Annotated in this window: 20 protein-coding genes and 1 tRNA gene; 10 read left to right on the top strand and 11 right to left on the bottom strand. The window is 44.8% G+C overall.

What is annotated here, in order from left to right:
* Positions 1-13 precede the first annotated feature (13 nt).
* Genes CBI31_RS02470 through egtD form a run of 3 tightly spaced genes read right to left on the bottom strand, consistent with a single transcriptional unit; the run spans position 14 to position 3,315 of the window.
* Positions 14-1,153, bottom strand: a complete 1,140-nt coding sequence (locus CBI31_RS02470) for a MalY/PatB family protein (protein WP_088524824.1) — start codon at positions 1,151-1,153, stop codon at positions 14-16.
* A complete protein-coding gene (gene egtB, locus CBI31_RS02465) occupies positions 1,143-2,378 on the bottom strand; it encodes an ergothioneine biosynthesis protein EgtB (protein ID WP_088524823.1) in 1,236 nt (411 codons plus the stop codon). The genes CBI31_RS02470 and egtB overlap by 11 nt, the downstream gene beginning before the upstream one ends.
* Positions 2,368-3,315, bottom strand: a complete 948-nt coding sequence (egtD, locus tag CBI31_RS02460) for an L-histidine N(alpha)-methyltransferase (RefSeq protein ID WP_088524822.1) — start codon at positions 3,313-3,315, stop codon at positions 2,368-2,370. The genes egtB and egtD overlap by 11 nt, the downstream gene beginning before the upstream one ends.
* A 95-nt stretch (positions 3,316-3,410) precedes the next feature.
* On the opposite strand from egtD, the gene CBI31_RS02455 reads away from it, so the two are divergent.
* Positions 3,411-3,692, top strand: a complete 282-nt coding sequence (locus CBI31_RS02455) for a DUF427 domain-containing protein (protein WP_088524821.1) — start codon at positions 3,411-3,413, stop codon at positions 3,690-3,692.
* 42 nt (positions 3,693-3,734) lie between these two features.
* On the opposite strand, the gene CBI31_RS02450 is transcribed toward CBI31_RS02455, so the two are convergent.
* Both CBI31_RS02450 and CBI31_RS02445 read right to left on the bottom strand, forming a co-directional pair.
* Positions 3,735-4,352 carry an alpha-ketoglutarate-dependent dioxygenase AlkB family protein gene (locus tag CBI31_RS02450; RefSeq protein WP_088524820.1) on the bottom strand — a complete coding sequence of 206 codons (618 nt, stop codon included), beginning with the start codon at positions 4,350-4,352 and terminating at the stop codon, positions 3,735-3,737.
* A gap of 81 nt (positions 4,353-4,433) precedes the next feature.
* Positions 4,434-5,078 carry an LON peptidase substrate-binding domain-containing protein gene (locus CBI31_RS02445; protein ID WP_088524819.1) on the bottom strand — a complete coding sequence of 215 codons (645 nt, stop codon included), beginning with the start codon at positions 5,076-5,078 and terminating at the stop codon, positions 4,434-4,436.
* A 135-nt stretch (positions 5,079-5,213) separates the two neighbouring features.
* Between CBI31_RS02445 and CBI31_RS10300 the strand changes: the two genes are divergently transcribed.
* The 3 genes from CBI31_RS10300 (at position 5,214) to CBI31_RS02435 (ending at position 7,538) form a co-directional block, all read left to right on the top strand.
* On the top strand, positions 5,214-5,363 hold the full coding sequence (locus CBI31_RS10300) for a hypothetical protein (RefSeq protein WP_161491175.1): 150 nt from the start codon (positions 5,214-5,216) through the stop codon (positions 5,361-5,363).
* Between the two features lie 154 nt (positions 5,364-5,517).
* Entirely contained in the window at positions 5,518-6,111 is a 594-nt protein-coding gene (locus tag CBI31_RS02440) for an RrF2 family transcriptional regulator (RefSeq protein ID WP_088524818.1), read from the top strand.
* A 20-nt stretch (positions 6,112-6,131) separates the two neighbouring features.
* Positions 6,132-7,538 (top strand): 3'-5' exonuclease family protein, encoded by a 1,407-nt coding sequence (locus CBI31_RS02435; protein ID WP_088524817.1) that lies wholly within the window; start codon positions 6,132-6,134, stop codon positions 7,536-7,538.
* A gap of 82 nt (positions 7,539-7,620) precedes the next feature.
* Here CBI31_RS02435 and CBI31_RS02430 read toward each other — a convergent pair.
* The 3 genes from CBI31_RS02430 to tsaE form a co-directional block, all read right to left on the bottom strand.
* Positions 7,621-7,696, bottom strand: a tRNA-Lys gene (locus tag CBI31_RS02430).
* An 85-nt stretch (positions 7,697-7,781) separates the two neighbouring features.
* Positions 7,782-9,128, bottom strand: a complete 1,347-nt coding sequence (locus CBI31_RS02425; RefSeq protein ID WP_088524816.1) for an N-acetylmuramoyl-L-alanine amidase — start codon at positions 9,126-9,128, stop codon at positions 7,782-7,784.
* Complete coding sequence (tsaE, locus tag CBI31_RS02420; protein ID WP_088524815.1) at positions 9,125-9,685, bottom strand: tRNA (adenosine(37)-N6)-threonylcarbamoyltransferase complex ATPase subunit type 1 TsaE; 561 nt, start codon at positions 9,683-9,685, stop codon at positions 9,125-9,127. Before tsaE ends, CBI31_RS02425 begins: the two co-directional genes overlap by 4 nt.
* A gap of 43 nt (positions 9,686-9,728) precedes the next feature.
* Between tsaE and queG the strand changes: the two genes are divergently transcribed.
* From queG to CBI31_RS02405, 3 genes are read left to right on the top strand one after another with little or no spacing between them, the layout of a single operon-like run.
* Positions 9,729-10,829: a tRNA epoxyqueuosine(34) reductase QueG gene (gene queG / locus CBI31_RS02415; protein ID WP_088524814.1), complete on the top strand. Its 1,101-nt coding sequence runs from the start codon at positions 9,729-9,731 to the stop codon at positions 10,827-10,829.
* 3 nt (positions 10,830-10,832) lie between these two features.
* Positions 10,833-11,618 carry an AzlC family ABC transporter permease gene (locus CBI31_RS02410; protein WP_088524813.1) on the top strand — a complete coding sequence of 262 codons (786 nt, stop codon included), beginning with the start codon at positions 10,833-10,835 and terminating at the stop codon, positions 11,616-11,618.
* Positions 11,615-11,968, top strand: a complete 354-nt coding sequence (locus tag CBI31_RS02405; protein WP_240553665.1) for an AzlD domain-containing protein — start codon at positions 11,615-11,617, stop codon at positions 11,966-11,968. Before CBI31_RS02410 ends, CBI31_RS02405 begins: the two co-directional genes overlap by 4 nt.
* Positions 11,969-11,993: 25 nt before the next feature.
* Here the strand turns inward: CBI31_RS02405 and CBI31_RS02400 are convergent, their stop codons facing one another.
* Together CBI31_RS02400 and CBI31_RS02395 are read right to left on the bottom strand one after the other, a co-directional pair.
* Positions 11,994-15,071 (bottom strand): FAD-binding and (Fe-S)-binding domain-containing protein, encoded by a 3,078-nt coding sequence (locus tag CBI31_RS02400; protein ID WP_088524812.1) that lies wholly within the window; start codon positions 15,069-15,071, stop codon positions 11,994-11,996.
* A complete protein-coding gene (locus CBI31_RS02395; protein WP_088524811.1) occupies positions 15,068-15,763 on the bottom strand; it encodes a GntR family transcriptional regulator in 696 nt (231 codons plus the stop codon). Before CBI31_RS02395 ends, CBI31_RS02400 begins: the two co-directional genes overlap by 4 nt.
* A gap of 197 nt (positions 15,764-15,960) precedes the next feature.
* On the opposite strand from CBI31_RS02395, the gene CBI31_RS02390 reads away from it, so the two are divergent.
* From CBI31_RS02390 to CBI31_RS02380, 3 genes are all read left to right on the top strand, one after another.
* A complete protein-coding gene (locus tag CBI31_RS02390) occupies positions 15,961-17,145 on the top strand; it encodes a pyridoxal-phosphate-dependent aminotransferase family protein (RefSeq protein ID WP_088524810.1) in 1,185 nt (394 codons plus the stop codon).
* 131 nt (positions 17,146-17,276) lie between these two features.
* Positions 17,277-17,684, top strand: a complete 408-nt coding sequence (locus CBI31_RS02385; protein WP_088524809.1) for a GlcG/HbpS family heme-binding protein — start codon at positions 17,277-17,279, stop codon at positions 17,682-17,684.
* A gap of 6 nt (positions 17,685-17,690) precedes the next feature.
* Entirely contained in the window at positions 17,691-19,166 is a 1,476-nt protein-coding gene (locus CBI31_RS02380; RefSeq protein WP_088524808.1) for a DEAD/DEAH box helicase, read from the top strand.
* Position 19,167: 1 nt separating this feature from the next.
* Here the strand turns inward: CBI31_RS02380 and gluQRS are convergent, their stop codons facing one another.
* Positions 19,168-20,115 carry a tRNA glutamyl-Q(34) synthetase GluQRS gene (gluQRS, locus tag CBI31_RS02375; RefSeq protein WP_088524807.1) on the bottom strand — a complete coding sequence of 316 codons (948 nt, stop codon included), beginning with the start codon at positions 20,113-20,115 and terminating at the stop codon, positions 19,168-19,170.
* Position 20,116 lies beyond the last annotated feature (1 nt).

Raw genomic sequence — 20,116 nt, 5'->3', positions numbered from 1 at the left:
TGAATTTCAGTGATTAAAGACTTGCGCAGTATTCAATAATATCGAGAGCTTGATTCAGTCTAGCTCTTTGGGTCCCAAAGTTCAGCCTGACAAATTTCTCGCGATTAAATTGGCTGCCAGGAGAGGTAGCTAGGCCATTATCTAAGAATAGCTGGTAAGGATTTTGGTGATTTAGATTGGTGCAATCAATCCAAGCGAGATAGCTGCCTTCCATCTTATCTATCGATAATCCTTTGATGCCGTTTATTTTCTCGTGAATCAAATCTCGATTGCTTCTCAAGTATTCGATCAGCTCTAGTCGCCAAGGCTCTCCTTCTTTGATTGCTGCCATTGTTACGGTATAGGCTAGTAGGGATGGCGGGGCAATAGTTTGGTGAAGACCAACCTGGATTGCTTTGCGTAGAGTAGGATTTTCAGCCACCGCCCAAGCAAGACCAATTCCAGGGAAGTTAAACGTTTTATTCAAAGACATCAAGGTAATTGTCTTCTCAGAAATTTCTTTACTGATGCTGGCCAAGGGAATGTGTTTTTTATCTTCCTCTAGGACAAGGCCTGCATGAATCTCATCAGAACAAATCCACAAATGATTCTGAATACAAAAATTGCCAAACTCTTTTAATTCTTCTCTAGTAAAAACAGTAGAACCTGGATTTTGCGGATTACAGAATAAGGCTAGCTTTGTCTTGGCTTTCACTAGATCTTGCAATTGATTGTTTGGCAAAACCCAGCGCTCCTTTTTTAATTCAAGCGGCATTTCCTGAAATAGCCTGTTGGCACTTGAGCAAGCAAGGCGCAGGTGATGGTAGACCGGATTGGGAATAAGAACACTTTCATCACTACTAGTAAGTTGCTGGACCGTTGTATAGAGTCCAGAGACAACGCTGGGTAGAATCACAATCCAATCTGGATCTACTTCCCACTGGTATTGCTCTTTTAGATAGTCCGCAATCATCGCGTTCATTTGATGAGGGCTGTGCGTATAGCCAAAAATTCCTTGCTGAACTCTGTTGCTTAGGGCTTTGATCACACAAGGCGGAGATTGAAAATCCATATCGGCAACCCATAAGGGTAGTACCTGTTGGCTATTAAAGCTATCCCAGCGAATAGAGTCTGTCTCTAGTCGATTGGTGGGGGTATCGAAATCAAATGCCATCTTTAGCAAGCCTTAAACCTGTCATTTGCCAGCGTGTATTTGTTTGAAAAAAATTACGATAAGTACTTCTGGAATGCCCATCAGGGGTATATGCAGAACTCCCTCTGAGAACCATCTGATTAATCATAAACTTACCGTTGTATTCACCTGCGATACCACTCCATGGTTGATAGCCTGGATAGGGGCTATAGTTACTACTAGTCCACTGCCAGGCTTTACCAAAGAGATCTGAAGATTGTGAATTTACTTTTGCAAAAGCCTCCCATTCAAACTCAGTTGGTAAACGTGCTCCAGCAAACCCAGGAAGATGTTGACTAGCCCAGCGCGCAAAGGCATCGGCTTCAAAATAGCTAATATTTAATACAGGTGCATTGAGATCGAGGGGTGAGTTGCCCTGTAGAGAAAAGCGGTAAAACTGATTTTGGGCATCCCGACGCCAATAGAGTGGAGCAGAGATATTTTCTGCCTGCAGCCATGCCCAACCAGCATCAAGCCACCATTGGAAATTTTGATAGCCACCATCTTCAAGAAATTGCAGCCATTCTGAATTACTAACGAGTCGATTTGCTATCGAATGAGGCTGATTAAAGGCAGAATGTTTGGGCCCTTCGTTGTCAAAATGAAATCCATTGCCTTCATGACCAGTTTCCACTAAACCACTAACACCTTGAATCCATTGAAATGGCTTCGCATCTGGCGATATCTGTTTGCTTTGAGAAGAGTAGGTCGGCAAAAGTGAGTTATTAGAGAAAAGATGATGAATATCCGTTAATAGCAACTCTTGATGTTGCTGCTCATGATTTATACCAAGCTGTATTAACCATAGTAGTTCATCAGAAGCTTTTTCCTTGATGAGTTGGTTGACCCTAGCTTCGATATTGGTCCGCCATTCAAGTACCTCTGTAAGGGAAGGCCGCGTTAACAGACCTCTTTTGCTGCGCGGATGTTTATCCCCAATGCCGTTGTAATAGCTATTAAATAAAACGGCAAACTCGGGATTCCAGTAGGCAAAATTTTCTTCAAAAGGCTTGAGAACCATGACTTCATAAAACCATGTGACATGAGCCAGATGCCATTTAGCAGGGCTAGCATCTTCCATAGACTGTGCCTGACAGTCCTCTGGACTCAGGTTAGAAATGAGATTTGTCGAGTACTTTCTGGAAAGATGAAATTGCTTCGCTATTTCATCTGCGAAAAGTGATGGATATGAAGTTTTATCGAGCATAGATTACTGCGAAATAGTTTTTGGGATCCGTCCAGATTTGGGTCTTTTCAAAACCGGCATTTTTCAATAACTGCTTGATCGATTCAATCGTGTACTTGTGAGAATTCTCAGTATGAATCAGATCACCCCTTTTGAATACCCTAGAGTTAGCTGGCCATGAAACAGTCAAGTCTTCTAGGGCCTGTAAGTACAACTCAACCATATTTTCTGCATGATTAATTTTGACAATGTGACGAAATTGCTCAACCCTAAAATTAGAGCCTAAATGCGAGTTAATTGATCTCAAGATATTGAGATTAAACGCAGCTGTAACTTTTAAAGGATCGTCGTATGCCGCCATCAGAACAGAGTCTTCTTTCATCAGATCTACTCCAATGAGTAAGCCACCATCTTTGGCCTGACTCTTCACTTGACTTAGGAGTTTTATTGCCTCGTTGTTAGAGAAATTCCCAATACTGGAGCCAGGATAGAAAAAGGTTCGTTTGGCAGTATTGATAGAGCTAGGAATAATGATTTCCTTGGAAAAATCCATGCCAATACCTTGTATATCAATATGTGGATACTTTCCTTGAAGCTTAGTGACTGCATCTTGTAGATATTCGGCTGAAAAATCAATTGCAAGATAGCTTGAGGGTTTGAGGGTGCCGAAAAATGACTCTGCTTTCTGGCAATTACCAGCGCCTAGATCAATCAGAGTTCCGCCTATACCTACTGCCGCCGTAATTTGATCGCGATATTGGGTAAAGATATTTTTTTCAGTAGTGCTTGGGTAGTACTCGGGCAGTAAGGTAATCGCCGTAAAGAGATGTGATCCTAAGGGATCATATAAAAACTTGGGTGAAATCCAGGCAGACTGAGCTAATAAGCCTATTTCAATCTCGTGAGCTAAGTCATTTTGGACTGTAGATTGATCGTCCGAACCGATAGGTATTTTCATGACTTTTTTATGGCAATTTATTCTTTAGGATAGTCATTCTTTATACAACATAAAGGTGAGATTTGCTTTATGCTGAATGCTTACAGGGAGATGAGATGAAAGCTATTTGGAATAACGAAGTTTTGGCTAATTCAAGCGATACTGTTGTGGTAGAAGGTAATCATTACTTTCCACCTTCAAGCCTGAATACGCAGTTTTTTAAAAAGTCGGAAAAGAATACAGTTTGCTCTTGGAAAGGCACTGCTAGTTATTACGACATAGAGGTTAACGGCCAATCGAATAAAGATGCAGCTTGGTACTATCCTGAGCCTAAATCTGCTGCAAATAATATTGCTGGATTTATTGCTTTTTGGAAGGGCGTACAAGTCACTGACTAATCAGTAATTGCCTAGCAAAGAGCATCACTTTGGTATTTCATTTCAAAGCTGAATGGCACGAAAAGTTAAATTGATGCGTGGTGCAATAGATAGCTTTGTTTTTAATAAGCTATGTTGCCAAAATTCTTGGGTTGGAGCGTGCATTGCTAACGCGCTACCGCTGACTAGAAAAAGTGAAACGCGAGTGCGGTCGCGCTTGTGCCGGAAGGCAAATTTTCGCGTTGCTCCAAAGCTAATCGAAACAATCGGGGCTTCTTGATTGAGCTCAATTTCATCATCACTATGCCATCCCATGCCCTCATTGCCATTGTGATAAAGATTGAGTAAGCAAGAGTTGAATTTCCATTGAACCAATTCTTCTGCTTTGCTTTTAATATCCAAAAGCTCTGGAGTCCATGCTTGGGGTTCTTTTTTTATCCCCGAGTAGGTATATGAGCAGCCGCTATCTCCAATCCAAGCTACTTTTCTTTGTGTCACCACCTTTTTCCCGAACATCCATAGTTGATCGGGCTGCCAATCTAAAGAGCTTAATAGTGATTGATAGAGAAGATCGCTCGTGACGTCGTCAAAAATACCTTGGAAGTAGTGGGCAACACCATCCTTAGGTAGTAAATTGATCTTGGGGTCGGTCTGGATTTGCTTAAAAAGTTCGGTTTGCATGAGGAAAGTTGAAGCTCAAGTCTCGGCACCTAACTTCAGATACTTTTTATCATTACTGAGTTAGGCCACTTCAACATGGCATTAATGCATGTTGAGGCTTCTTAAATCGTCATCCTCAATAATTTCAGTGATGAGATCTAGTCTAATACGAGGATTGGTTTGTGCAAGTAGATGATTTTTTTGTGCGAGAGAGATGGGCAATAGCTCGGCAAGGCGGTTTGAGACCCAGCCACAATCATCAATCTTAAAAGGCCTCTTAAATGGCGCAGCACCTAATAGATCTTCGCCCTGAATCACTGAAATAATTTCATCTAGTAGCTTGACTACCCCTTGATGTTCTTTAGTGATGGGTATTAGCGGATCTTTTTCAAGCAGCTCGATTTCGCCAATCCATAGACCATTAGACTCTTGGACACTACTTAGTAGCTTGAAGCGCAGAGTTCCAAATGATTTGGTCATATACATTGCGGGCTGAACTGGGTCAAAGTCTTCAATGAGCGCGAGAGTCCCAATATTTGAAAAGTTTGGAGCCAAATCTTCGTTGTTATCGTTTATATTTTTCATAATGCTGATAACGCCAAATTCAGTCTTCTCGCGCAAGCATCGCTTGATCATATCGAGGTAGCGTGCTTCAAAAATCTTGAGAGCGATGACGCCGTCAGGGAACAGTACCGTTCCCAGGGGAAATAAAGGGATTTTTCGACGATTAGCGTTTAATTCATTCATAAGATCAATGTAATGGATTTACATGCTTTTTGCTCAGCACCAAGCAAGTGCTTAAACCCCCTTCTATTTTTGACTCTGCTCTGCAATAAGCCCCATTTACCTATATATTGATGGTACAAAACTTGGAGAAAAAAAATGGTACAAAAACTACGAATTAAGCTCGCTCGTTGGATTTTGGGTAAGCACTGCCCTTGCTACCAAATGGGTTACCACAACATGGTCGATTTTCAACAAAGAAGTGCTGATCAGTTGGCTAAATCTCAAGAGCGCAAAAGTACGCATTAATTTCTAGCTTGGTGGTCAAAGTATTAAGAATGAGGCAGGTAGGCGCTATTGAAAGCTTCAACCATTAGCTAAATAGGGTTAAATGGTGTGCTGCAGCAAAAAGTAAAAATCGGTTTCATACTGGTCTCAATCCTACTTTTATGCCAAATACACTATGGAATTAGAAATTACTAAAGCAGTCAAAGCGGCCCTCAACACGCTTGTGGACATAGCCACACACTCTATGAACGGGCGCTTAGTACCCGTGCCAGAAATCGCTCAAAGGCAACATTTATCAATTAGCCGCATCGAGCTATTACTAAAGCCCTTAAGAGAGTCTGGACTGGTCATTGGCATCAAGGGGCGAACTGGAGGCTACCAACTCACTAAAGATCCTCGCATCATCACGATTAAAGATATCGTTTTGGCGATGAACAGAATTAAAAAGAGAAAGGTAGAGGTTTCTGATATTGCCAAGGAGCTTTATCAGTCACTAGAAACTTACATGATGGGTTGCGTCTCTCATGTGACCTCAGCCTCTGGAATTAAAGACTACATCCCAAGATTCAGTGAAGTGCAAATAGCGCCGGAGCGAAAATCAAACGTCCTAGTAGAGTCTCCGCAAAATGAAAAACAAGAAAAAAGACAAAAAGGGGAGATTCAAAACATCGTTCAAGCATCATTTAAAAAGCCTAGGGAAATACCACGTGGACCTAACTCTGTTTTTAATTTCGCTGATTACCTTAACAAAAATTCAACTGCCCACTAAATTTTTTAAAGCCCTCTAACGTGGTCAGCAAGCAAGCTACTTACCCAGATCTAGCTTTTGTAGATATTGAAACTACGGGATCACATTTTGAGCGAGACCGAATCACAGAAATCGGCATTAAAACGCTTGCTAGTGGTGAGGTCAGTATCTGGGAAAAATTAATTAATCCCCAGACCTATATTCCGCAGAACATTCAAAGACTGACTGGGATATCCCCAGAAATGGTGTCAGGTCAGCCTAGCTTTGAGGACCTTGCTAAAGAGGTAAAAGAGCAGCTTGAGGGAAAAATTTTCATAGCCCACAATGCCCGTTTTGATTATGGCTTCATCAAAGCATCTTTCAAAAGGGTGGGGATTGATTTCAGACCCAAAGTCTTATGTACGGTTAAGCTTTCAAGACTGCTATTTCCCAATCAAACGCGTCATAACTTAGACACCATCATTCAGGCCCATGATTTAGTAGTGAGCGCTAGACACAGAGCGCTTGGTGATGCAGATTTACTTTTCCAGTTCTGGCAAGTATGTGAAAAGGCAGTTGGTAAGGAGCGATTGCTCGAAGCCATGAATCAGCTAATAGGCAATGCAAGCCTACCGCCTAATATTGATCAACATGTAATTGATTCGATTCCTGATGCTCCAGGCTGCTATATCTTTTATGGTGAAAATAAGGCGCCTTTATACATTGGTAAAAGCATTTCCTTGCGTAGCAGGGTGATGGGGCACTTTCAGGGTTCATTAACGCAGCGCAAAGAAATGAAGTTATCTTTGCAGGTGAGAGATATTGACTGGATAGAAACTAGTGGTGAATTAGGCGCTTTAATTTTAGAGTCTCAACTGATCAAAGAGCGCATGCCTAGTATGAACATCAAACTGCGGCGCTCTAAAGATCTCTGTGCTTGGAGTCTAGAAATCGATGCTACTGGCGTATTAAAGCCAGCTCTTGTTAATCAAAAGGATTTACCTCCAGGCCTTCAAGATAATCTGTATGGATTGTTTTATGGCAAACGAGAGGCTCACTCTTATCTAAAGGCGGTAGCTAAGAAGCACCGGCTATGTGAGCTATTGCTAGGATTGGAAAAGGGTATTGAAGGTAAATCCTGTTTTGGATACCAAGTCAAGCAATGCGGTGGAGCTTGTATTGGAGAGATGACTACTGAAATGCACAATCTTCATCTAAAGACTGCGATGAGTTTTTATAAGGTAACAGTTTGGCCTTATGAAGGGCCAATAGCCATTAATGATGGTGGAGAAATGATCGTCCTAGATAAGTGGTGTTATCTAGGAACTGCTATCAATGAGGAGGAGTTGTCTGAGTTAAAAAGCGCTGGCAACGTTGAGTTTGATCTTGATATATATAAGATTGTGAAAAAAGCTCTAGCAGGGGCCTACAAAGGGGAGGTGATAGATATTTCAGTCCAGAATTCATGATGCTCGCCTATTGATCTGATGCTAACGGAGACAACTTAGACTTTAAAATAAAAGCGCCCCGCAGAGCGAGGCGTAGTAATGCTGGTGGGTCGGGCGAGATTCGAACTCGCGACCAACGGATTAAAAGTCCGCTGCTCTACCGACTGAGCTACCGACCCGGTAAAACGGAAATTATAGCAAGAAGTTTGTAGTTTCCCCTTGGTCTGGGGAGTCTGCCCCTAAGCCCTTGTACTTACGAGTAGCTTATGAGTTGACCCGTCTGGCTACTGGTGGGTTTTTGGAAAAATACTCCTTAATTCCTCTCAAAATAGCCTCTGCAATCCGATCTTGATAGCCTTCATCATTCAATCTGGCCTCTTCTTGAGGATTGCTGATAAAAGCAGTTTCCACCAGGATAGAAGGGATGTCTGGAGCCTTTAAAACAGCAAAGCTGGCTTGCTCTACCTTTGGCTTATGCAGAGGTGCAAAACCTCCAATTTGCTTCAGAATGGATTGACCTACCTGCATAGAGTCTTTAATTTGGGCAGTTGTCGACATATCCAGAAGTAAGTTCGCTACTTGACGATCTTGGGTCTTGATATTGATGCCACCAATGAGATCGGAAGCATTTTCTTTATTGGCCATCCAACGTGCCATAGAGCTACTGGCACCCATTTGAGAGAGTGCAAATACAGATGCACCTTTAGCTCGGGGTTCAATAAAAGCATCTGCATGAATCGATACAAATAGATCTGCTTCAACTCTTCTGGCTTTTTGTACCCTCACATGCAGAGGCACAAAGTAATCACCATCTCTAGTCAGGTAAGAGCGCATATAGGCTTCACTCTCAATTTTGTCTTTGAGTCGCTTGGCTATCGAGAGCACGACATTTTTTTCTCGGGATCCTGCGGTACCAATGGCGCCTGGATCTTCACCGCCATGGCCAGGATCAATCGCAATCGTAATTAATCGTTTGTATTTAGGAGGTGCTGATACATCCTTTGTTTCTGGGATGGCTTGGGCTACCGGGGCTGCCGGTACTTTAACAGCCTCTTTATCTTTCTTGGTTGCAAACTGCGCAATCAGATCAATCTCTTCATTGGCTTTTTCAAGAGCACTCTCTTTTTTGGCACTACTTTTCACGAGGGCCATGAGTGGATCTAATGGTGTTGTTGGGTAAAGATCAAACACCATGCGGTAGTTGTATTCACCAACGGGATCGAGCGTGAAGAGTTGTGGCTTGATGGGTTCTTTTAAGTCAAATACCAAACGCACAATGCCTGGCTGAAATTGCCCCACCCGAATTTGCGATACATAGGGGTCGTTTGGTTTGACCTTAGCAACAATATCTTTTAGCGTCGGATTGAGTTCTAAACCTTGTACATCAACTACCAAGCGATCTGGATTAGTCAGGATCTGCTGCGTAATCGGTAGTGGCGTATCAGACTCTAGGGTAATGCGGGTGTAATCCTCTGAGGGCCAAATACGCACGCCCAATATCTTGGCACCCCAGGCAATATCTACTTCAGCAAGGAGTAAGGCAAAACTCAAAAACTTAGCTGAAGTCTTGAGGTGCTGTCTTCTAGAGAAATTCACTTTTTTACTACTCATGACTTTATTTGTGTTGCTTGCGCTTTTTGAGTCTGCTCAACAACTTTTTTGCCTTGCTCAGAAAAAGCATTAAGCTCAATGGCACGTTCATTGTCATCTGTGCCAGCTGTCAGAGTAATCTGAATATCAAATGTAGGAAGGGTGCCTTCAGCCTTTTCTGGCCACTCAATTAAACAAAATCCCGGCACATCAAAGTATTCTCCAAATCCTGCTTCTTGCCATTCCAAGGAATCACGCATTCTGTAAAGATCAAAGTGGTGGGCAGTGAATGCTTGTTGATTGCTTTGCAGTTCGTAGGGCTCACACAAGGTATAAGTAGGGCTCTTTACTTTTCCTTCGTAGCCCAAGCCCTGAATCAAATGTCTGGCAAAGGTCGTTTTGCCTGCGCCTAGGTCGCCCTCTAAAGAGATATTGAGGTGGGATTTCGGAGAATGCTTCATATTCTCCTGAATAGAGGCGGCAAGACGCTGGGCTAGGGATGCAGTTTCTGCTTCCTGCCTACAATATTGCTTGAGCGATGCTTTGGGAGATGTCTGAGGCGTCTGATTTGCGGTCATTGTCCTAGTTTATTCAATTATTGCGCTACATTCTGTATTGCCTATGTCTTTATCTACAAACCCCTCCACACTAGATCAGCCAAAACTGCGAGCTTGGCTGGGGGAGCAGGCTGAGAGCTTTGGTTTTGATGACTTACGGATTACCGATACCCATTTAGGTATTGCCAGTGAGCGCCTCCAAGAATGGCTAGCAGAAGGGCGTCATGGCCATATGGAATATATGCAGCGCCATGCAGACTTACGCTCTGATCCTCAGCTATTAGTTCCAGGCACAGTCAGAGTAATTTGCGTGTCGATGAACTACCTTCCGCCTGAAAGTGACTTTGATGCTGAGTGGCAGAGACTGGAAGATCCTTCGCAAGCGGTGGTCTCGATGTATGCCCGCGGGCGCGACTATCACAAAGTGCTCCGCAATCGTTTGCAAGATTTTGCTAAAGCTATTGAAGAAAAGATTGGCGCCTTTGGCTATCGAGTGTTTACAGACTCAGCACCCTTAATGGAAGTAGAGCTTGCTCGTAAAGCAGGTTTAGGTTGGCGTGGTAAACATACACTCCTACTCAATCGAGAATCTGGTTCTACTTTTTTCTTGGGTGAGATCTTAGTAGATGTTCCGCTACCGCTTGATGAAGAGCAGGATGAGCATTGTGGTACTTGCCAATCCTGTATTGATATCTGCCCCACTAAGGCCATTACTGCCCCTTATCAATTAGATGCGCGTCGTTGCATTTCTTATCTCACTATTGAAAATCCTGAGGCCATACCAGTAGAGTTCAGAATCGCGATGGGTAATCGTATTTACGGCTGTGATGATTGCCAACTGATTTGCCCATGGAATAAATTTGCTAAGCGTTCACAGCTCCCAGACTTTGCACAACGCCATGGCTTAGGACAAGCTAGTCTTCTGCATCTTTGGTCTTGGACCGAGGCCGAGTTTGAGCAGCGCCATGAAGGGAGTGCAATACGTCGTATTGGTTATAGTCGCTGGCGCCGTAATCTGGCGGTGGCGATGGGTAATGCGCTGGCTAGTCCCAAAGTTACTGCTACTGATAAAGATTTAATTCAGAAGGCCTTGAGCGAAAGTTTGTCTTCTGCTGATGCTTTAGTTGCCGAGCATATTGAGTGGGCCCTAAAGGCTTACAATTGACACATGTCATCATCCGAGCAACCCTATATTGATCCTAGCGAAATCGCGCTAGAGGGTTCGGCTGCCGAGCGTTTCAAAAGTCCAAAAGATGCATTCTGGTCGGGCCTTCGGGATGGAGCTGGTGCACCAGCCATGGTGCTCTTTGCAGGCATGGTTGGTTTCGGAGCCATGGGTAAGACCAATGGCTTTGACGTTTGGTTTACTACCTTTACTTCCTTTTTCATGTTCGCCCTACCAGGGCAGGTGGTCTTACTGGAGATGGCGATTACCGGTTCATCAGCTGTTGCTATTGCTTTAGCGGTGACACTAACCTCGACCCGTTTTATTACGATGACCGTGACACTCTTTCCACAGTTTCATCAAAAAGATCGTAATCGTAGTTTGTATGCTTCAGTCCATTTATTAGCAATGACTGCATGGGCAATCTCGATGAAGGAGTTTCATGCGATTGAGACTAAGCACCGATTAGCTTACTTTGTCGGTCTGGGCTTACTCTGTTGGTTCATTTCCATTCCAGGAACAATCTTGGGTTTCTACTTGGCAGGTATGGTGCCTCCAGCCGTCACCTTGGGTCTTATTTTTATTAATCCACTATTTTTCTTATTGACCTTTACCGAAGTAAAACCTTGGATTAACCGCATCGCACTGATGTTGGGTTGCATCTTTGGCCCGATTTTCTTCATCGTTGATCGCGATACTAGTTTGCTCACATCAGGTCTTGTGGCTGGAACACTGGCTTACTTTATTGATCGTCAGTTCTTGCGTAAAAAAGCTGGAGTGATTGGATGATGAACACTATGGCTAATGCGCTCTCCGGCTGGGGTTTGTGGTTCGCCCTTGCGGGTGCTTGCCTAGGTACTTACTTCTGCCGCGCGATTGGGGTATTTCTCTCTAATAGCATTAATCAAGAGAGCGAAATCTTCCGTTGGATAGCTGCAGTTACGTACGCAATGGTTGCTGCCTTAACAGTGCGTCTGATTGTCATGCCCTTAGGCTTAATGGCAACAGTACCTTTGTGGATACGCATTCTGATTTGCGCCCTAGCGATTGGCGTCATGATTTCAAAACCTACTAAGCGATTGGTTGCAGGCTTACTGACTGGAATCTTACTTATGGTGGGTTACGGCGTTATACGTTAATACGCTAAAAATCTTTTAACTGTCTTTAAAGATGCGCCGCCAGAATTCTGGCGATATGTACCGCTTCTCTTTGAGTGCCATCGGCAATTTGATGACGGCAGCTAGTACCATCAGCCACTACCCAACTATCAGGTGATTTCCGAATACTAGGTAAGAGAGTAAGTTCAGCCATTTGCTTAGATACTTCAATATGCTCAGCCTCGTAACCAAAACTGCCGGCCATACCGCAGCAAGATGATTCAATCAATTTAGGCTCTGCTTTAGGAATCAGTTTGAGTAATTCCATAGCAGGAGTTACTGCTGCAAAAGCTTTCTGATGACAGTGACCATGAAAGAGCACTGGTTTGCTGGCTTCTTTGAGATTGAGTTTAAGCGTTCCTGCTTTTACTTCACTAGCTAAAAACTCCTCTAAGAGTTGGGCTTGCTTAGAAACGCTGATGGCTTTTTCACCAAAGCCCATCACCAAAGCTTCATCCTTAAGGGTAAAGAGGCATGAAGGCTCTAAACCAATAATCGGAATGTTCTTATCTGCATAAGGTGCAAGATGATCAACGAGTTCACCAAGCGTTTCTTTAGCTTTATCTACCATGCCAGAGGCAAGGTAAGTTCTGCCACAGCAAAATTCTTTGGAGCACGTATTGCCCGTTGCCTTGGCTTTGCTGCTGCTCTTATTCGGAATGTGTACGCGATAGCCGGCAGCTTTGAGAACTTTTAGTGCAGCAATCAAATTCTCATCTTCAAAATAGGCATTAAAAGTATCGGCGAGCAACACTACGCCTTTGCCATTAGCACTTTGTGCCAATTGTTCTGGTGTGAACTGATAGCTTGGTGCTACTTGCTGGTTCCAGAAGGTCTCGCTCTTCCAGATCGGCAAGCTTCTCTGTGCAGAGATGCCCATGATCCATTCTTGTAGTTTTGCTAGTGGCGCAATGTGATTACGCAGGTTCAGTAGTGCTGGCAGGAGTGGAATATTACTAATGGTGGCTGCATATTTAGGTAGAAAAGCTACTGCCAAATCTCGCAAGGAATGTCCAACCCGTTTCTTGTAGGCTGATAAGAACTCAATCTTCATCTTGGCCATATCGACACCAGTAGGACACTCGCGACGGCAAGCCTTGCAGCTGACGCAAAGATCCATCACTTCCTTAATCGCATCGCTAGCTAGTGGTGAGGTTTCTGTTGATGTACCGCTCTTAACATCTATTTGATTCGATAGTGCCAAGCGTAAGGTATTAGCCCTACCTCTGGTGAGATGTTTCTCATCCCGAGTCACACGGTAGCTTGGGCACATTACTTCAGCATCAAACTTGCGGCAATGACCATTGTTATTACACATCTCCACCGCTTTAGCCAAGCCCATTGCTGGATCGCCACCAGTGCCTGGCGCAGTCGTTTGCTCTGTAACAGGATTGTTCTGGACATTCCAAGCGGACCAATCTAGTGCGGGTTGCAATGGAATGACTTTATAGCTGGGCGGCAATCTAAAGTTACTGACATCATCCATCTTCGGCGGATTGACAATCTTGCCAGGATTAAATAATCCCTTAGGATCAAATGCGTACTTGATTTCAGAGAGGGCTTCGGTAATCTTGGGGCCAAATTGCCAAGAGATCCACTCACCACGACATAAGCCATCGCCATGCTCACCGCTATAAGCACCTTTGTACTTACGTACCAGCTCTGATGCTTCTTCTGCGACGGCACGCATCTTCTGTGCACCGTCTCTGCGCATATCCAAAATAGGGCGCACATGCAAAGTTCCTACAGAGGCGTGGGCATACCAAGTGCCTCTTGATCCATGCTTAGAGAACACTTCAGTTAATGCTTGGGTGTAATCAGCCAAGCTTTCTAGTGGTACGGCGCAATCTTCAATAAAGCTTACTGGCTTACCATCACCTTTAAGACTCATCATGATGTTCAAACCTGCTTTGCGCACTTCCCAGAGATTCTTTTGCAAAGCGGCGTCAGGCATTGGTACTACTGAGCCTGGTAAACCTAAATCACTCATCAGTTCTTGTAAGGCTTTGAGTTTATCTAGTAGTGGGGCATGGGCCTCACCGGAGAACTCCACTAACAGAATAGCTTCTGGTGTTTGTGCGGCGTGATCGATCAGTGCAGTCTCAATCGTTTTCTGAAAGCTCGGATTGCTGCGGGCCAAATCAATCATCGTGCGATCCACTAGCTCCACAGCAGTAGGACCCAGTTTGACAATATGCTGAGCGCTATCCATTGCTTTGTAGAAACTCGCAAAGTTCACAATGCCCAGCACCTTATGCTGTGGCAGTGGAGCTAACTTGAGTTTGAGGGATTTGAAATAGGCTAGCGTACCTTCGCTACCCACTAATAGATGTGACAGATTGACGCTACCATCTTGGGTGTACGGTAATTCGCTTTGGGGATGGAAGATATCGAGGTTGTAACCCGCAACGCGTCTTAGAACTTTCGGAAAGCGTGCTTCAATCTCAGGCTGCAGCGTATTAGCCAAGCCTTTTACAAAGTTACCCAGCTCTTTAGCGACCCCGGAGCTATTTGCATAGTTAGCAAATTCAGCAACTCTGCCATCTGCTAGCCAAGCATTAATGCCTAGAACGTTATGCACCATATTGCCGTAAGCAATGGAGCGGCTACCGCAAGAGTTATTGCCTGCCATACCGCCAATGGTTGCTTGCCCACCAGTAGAAACGTCTACTGGGTACCAAAGACCGTGTTGCTTGAGTGAGCCATTGAGGTGATCGAGCACCATACCTGGCTCAACTTCGACATAGCCTTTGTCTAGATTGAGATCAAGAACGTTTCTGAAGTATTTGCTGTTATCAATAACTAATGCTGCGCCAGTGGTTTGACCGCACTGACTGGTGCCACCACCACGGGGGAGCACAGGCACACCCATTTCAGATGCAATCTGAATGCTACTTGCAATATCTTGGGAAGTCTTCGGTACAAAGACAGCCACTGGCATGGCTTGATAGATAGAAGCATCGGTAGCATAACGACCACGACTCGCGCTATCAGTCATCACCTCCCCAGATGTCTCCTGACGCAAACGTTTAGCAAGTTGCGCTTGATCTACCATCAGCTCTTTGAGATCGAGGGGTTTATTCATTTCACTGCCTCTGCTGCAGTTGTGGCTTCGGTTTCAGCCTTGAGTAACTGCACTACAACATCACGTTTGTTTTGGACGTGCTGAATCATAATTTTGCGCATACGGGCACTGTCTCTGGCCTTTAGGGCATCGAGCATCTCTTGATGTTCTTCTACAGCCTTTTCCCATTTGACGCCATCTTGATTGGATCTAAAGCGCAGGGCTTCAATACGGGCATTCACTTGAGAGAAGAGCTGAGCTAGTACTGGATTATTGGCCGCTTGATTAATTAGATGATGAATGCGCAGATTGAGTTTGTAATAAGTCGATAGATCACGGCGAGCATACGAAGCCATCATTTCGTATTGGAGGGCTTCTAATTCAGAGAGGGCGGTATCACTAATATTGTTTGCAGCTAGCTCTCCAGAAAAACCTTCTAGGTCTGCAATCACATTAAAGGTGTTGATCACATCCTCAAGGCTAAGTTGCACGGCAATCGCGCCACGGTTAGCAATCAGCTCAACTAAACCATCTGCAGCTAAGCGACGAATCGCTTCCCGGATTGGAGTGCGAGAAACATTTAAGCTCTCAGCCAATTCGCGTTCATTAAGTTTGCTGCCAGGAACAATCTTGCCTTCCACCAAAAGAAGTCTGAGCTTTTGGAAGATAGCCTCATGCAAGTTCTGAGAATTCGGTTGTTCTATTACCGTCATGGCATCCGTTTCCTAGACTCTAAATTTGTATACAAAAATATCAATAAGCTATCATAAAGCATAAATATGGGCTTTAAACCCTAAATAATGGCTTTATTTTAAGGTTTTCTGGAAATAATTTGTATACAAAATAGAAAATTGGCAAAAATTGTCTTACACTAGCGAGATTATTCAACCCAAACTCAGCGAGACAAAACATGCTCAAACTCGATAACCACGCATCCGGACGCCATTTCTTACATATTCCTGGCCCAAGTCCAGTTCCTCCACGCGTGTTGCGTGCGATTAGCTACCAAACGATTGATCATCGCGGTCCTGAGTTTGGCGTATTTGGTTTGAAGGTTCTAGATGGCATTAAAAAGATCTTTAAGACCGAGCAGCCCGTCATCATTTATTCCGCTTCCGGCACAGGTTCTTGGGAAGGTGCTTTAGTCAATATACTTAATCCTGGCGACAAGGTACTTTTTTATGAGACTGGTCAATTTGCAAACTTGTGGCGTGCACTTGGTAAACGTCTTGGTCTTGATGTTGAAGTGGTCGGTAAATCTGGACAAGATTCTTGGCGCTGGGGTGTTGATGCTTCTGTCATTGAAGAGCGTTTACGCAAAGACACTGGGCATGAGATCAAAGCAGTGTGCGTAGTGCATAACGAAACTTCTACTGGCGTTACTTCAAACATTGCTGCAGTTCGTAAAGCAATTGATTCTTTAAAGCACCCAGCCTTATTGCTGGTAGATAGCGTATCTGGTATAGGTTCCGCAGACTATGAGCACGACAAATGGGGCGCTGACGTCACCATCTCTGGTTCACAAAAAGGCTTGATGTTGCCTCCAGGCATTGGCTTTAATGCTTTGTCACCAAGAGCAATCGAAGTAAGCAAAGCAAACAAAATGCATAAAGCCTATTGGGCCTGGGATGAAATTCTTGAATCCAATAAAAATGGTTACTGGCCTACAACACCAAGCACTAATCTGATGTATGGATTACATGAAGCCATGGACATGATGTTGGCTGAAGGTCTGGATACCATTTTTGCTCGCCACCAACGTTTAGCTGCAGCTTGTCGTGAAGCAGTGAAGGCTTGGGGATTGGAGATTCAGTGTCAGGACATCGATTCTTATTCACCAGTACTCACCTGTATTGCAACACCTGAGGGCATGGATGCCGATGTCCTGCGTAAGCATGCTTTAGAGAAATTTAATCTCTCCTTGGGCACTGGCCTTGGCAAGATCAAAGGTAAGGCATTCCGTATTGGACATTTGGGTGACTGCAATGAGCTCAACCTCATGGCGGCCTTAAGTGGCGTAGAAATGAGTTTGGGCTCTATGGGCTTCAAACCCAAGGCAAGTGGGGTAGTTGCTGCGCAAGAATTCCTAAAATAATCCGTTTTTAGCATTGAGAGCGGGGTGGAGCCAGATCCTCAGGGTCAATCGGGCTGCACCCCTTATAATTCAAGTACTTATATAGAAGCGCACAGATTAGATGCGCCATTTTCGAGACAGAAAGATTAAACATGTTAGCGACTAAACCTTATTTAACTCAGGCTGATGTTCAAAAGATTTTGAATGCAGCAGATCAACATGCTGCTAAAAATAATTTGGCAGTGACAATTGCCGTGTGTGATGACGGTGGCCATATGTTGGGCTTAATTCGTCGCGACGGATGCGCTCCTTTATCTTCTTACATTGCTCAAGAGAAAGCACGCACTGCTGCCATGGGCAAACGTGAGACACGTGTTTACGAAGAAATTATTAATAACGGACGTCATGCTTTCTTATCCGCCCCGCACGTATCGGGTATGTTGGAGGGTGGCGTCAATATCGAGGTAAACGGGTTTACCATCGGCGCAGTCGGCGTTTCCGGCGTTAAATCAGCGGAGGATGCTGAGACCGCTAAGGCCGGCATTGCCGCCATTCTGTAAGTTACCTTGATAAATACTGATACTGAAATAACTTCTATTACAGGGGCTGACGATACAGTCGCCCCTAGTACCACTAGTACCCCTAGCGTTACTGACACCGCCCCTTCGGCAACAATTACTTTTGCTGATTTTGGTTTAGATCCAAAGATTCAAAAGGCGGTACTCGAGCAGGGCTACACCATTCCTACACCGATTCAAGCGCAATCGATCCCACACGTTTTAGCGGGTAGAGACTTGATGGGTGCAGCGCAAACCGGAACTGGTAAGACAGCCGCTTTTGTATTGCCAATCATCCAACAGATTTTGCGTCACGCAAGTAATAGCGCTTCACCAGCACGCCATCCGATTCGTGCTTTAGTGCTGACTCCAACTAGAGAGTTGGCAGTGCAAGTGGCTGAGAATGCCGCAAGCTACTCCAAACATACCGATTTGCGCGCTGCTGTGGTCTATGGCGGTGTGGATATGAAAGAGCAAGTTGGGATTTTGCGTAACGGCGTTGAAATCTTGATTGCCACACCAGGTCGCTTACTTGATCACATTGGTTCAAAAGTAGCAAACTTATCCCAAGTAGAAATTCTCGTGCTCGATGAAGCTGACCGCATGCTCGATATGGGTTTCTTACCCGATCTGCAGCGCATTATTAATTTGATTCCTGCGCAAAGACAAACCCTACTGTTCTCAGCAACTTTTTCACCAGAAATTAAAAAACTGGCACAGAGTTATTTGCGTACTCCGGTAACGGTAGAGGTAGCACGCCAGAATGCTGCTGCAGATACCGTCAAGCAGGTAGTGCACATGGTGGCCTCGGCTGATAAGCAGAGCGCCATTGTGAGGGTATTGGAAGAGCGCACACGTAAGGGTCTATCACGTCAATGCATCATCTTTACGAATAGTCGTTTGGGTTGCGCCAGATTGTCTCGTGCGCTGGAGCGTGATGGCATTAAAGCGGGCGCGATTCATGGTGACAAGAGTCAGGGCGAACGTACTCTTACATTAGATGCATTTAAATCTGGCGCCATCGAAGCACTGGTTGCAACTGATGTTGCTGCCCGTGGTTTAGATATTCCAGATATGCCTTGTGTGATTAACCATGAATTGCCATATAACGCAGAAGACTTTATTCATCGTATTGGCCGCACTGGTCGTGCCGGTAGCACAGGCGATGCAATTGCACTGGTAGATGCTAGCGAAAAGCGATTGCTTGATGACATCGAAAAATTGATGAAGCGTAAGCTTGATATCAAACCTTTGCCAGAAGGCACCTCTTCACAAGGTAGGACCCCTTCAAGTAGCCATTCATCTACAAGATCTTCACCTAGCAGTGCACCAGCAAAAATGTCTGACCCATTTTTCTACAAGCCTTATGAACCCAGTGCTGCACCTCAGACTACAGAGGGTGCAAAGCCTGAAGAAAAGAAAGTAGGCATTACGCCTGCCAAGCCAACTGTTGGCGCTTTATTGGGCGGCTTTAAAAAGAAGTAGTTCAGCGCCAAGCATGGGTGGCTGCTAAAAGCCACTCTGCAATGGTGATGCTCTCACCATCAGGCAAATTTCTCAATCCCAAATGATGTGCTGCTTTGCGTAATTCTGCAAGAGCGCTTTTGGCATCTTCGGTATTAATCTGGGTTGCCAAGGTTTGCTTGCTCAATTTCTCCCCATGCTCATCAAGCACCAAAGGTAGGTGAAGGTATTGGGGGGTTTCATATCCCAATATCTTTTGCAGATGAATTTGTCGGGCGGTATTGCTTAGTAAATCTTCGCCACGCACAATATGAGTGATGCCTTGTTGCGTATCATCGACTACCACTGCCAGTTGATAAGTAAATAATCCATCGCTTCTGCGCAGAACAAAATCACCCACTTCTGTATTGAGGTCTTGGCTTTGATGACCCAGCGCTACATCCTCAAACTCAATATGACATTTCTCGGGCAGGGCAAGTCGCCAGGCGACTTTGCTTGTCTTTAATAGTTCTGGTGAATTGGTTTGTAACTGATCTGGCCTGCATGTTCCTGGGTAAACCATTTCCTGATGACGGGGGGTTTCAATTCCCAAGTTAGCCAGAGTACTGGCAATGGTTTGCCTCGAGCAGGTGCAGGGAAAGAGTAATTTGAGCTCATTTAATCGCTCTAAGGCCTCCTGGTAGAGTCCTTGGCGCTCAGACTGGTAGGTGAGCTCTTCATCCCAAGCAAGGCCGCAGGCACGAAGTTGCGCTTGGATCTGTTGGTCTGCCCCAGGAATGCACCTGGGGGTATCTAAATCCTCGATTCTGAGCAGCCATTGACCCCCATTTTTACGGGCATCTAACCAGCTTCCCAGGGCGGCAAGCAAGGATCCAGCATGGAGTGGGCCAGTGGGAGAGGGGGCAAATCGCCCGCGGTAGCCGTCGGCTGGGGATGAGAGGTTTTTCAATGTAGACACAGCTAAAATCATC

Origin of the sequence: Polynucleobacter campilacus (genome assembly GCF_002206625.1) — a bacterium.
Taxonomy (GTDB): Bacteria; Pseudomonadota; Gammaproteobacteria; order Burkholderiales; family Burkholderiaceae; genus Polynucleobacter; species Polynucleobacter campilacus.
This window is presented reverse-complemented; position numbering and strand designations above follow the sequence as displayed.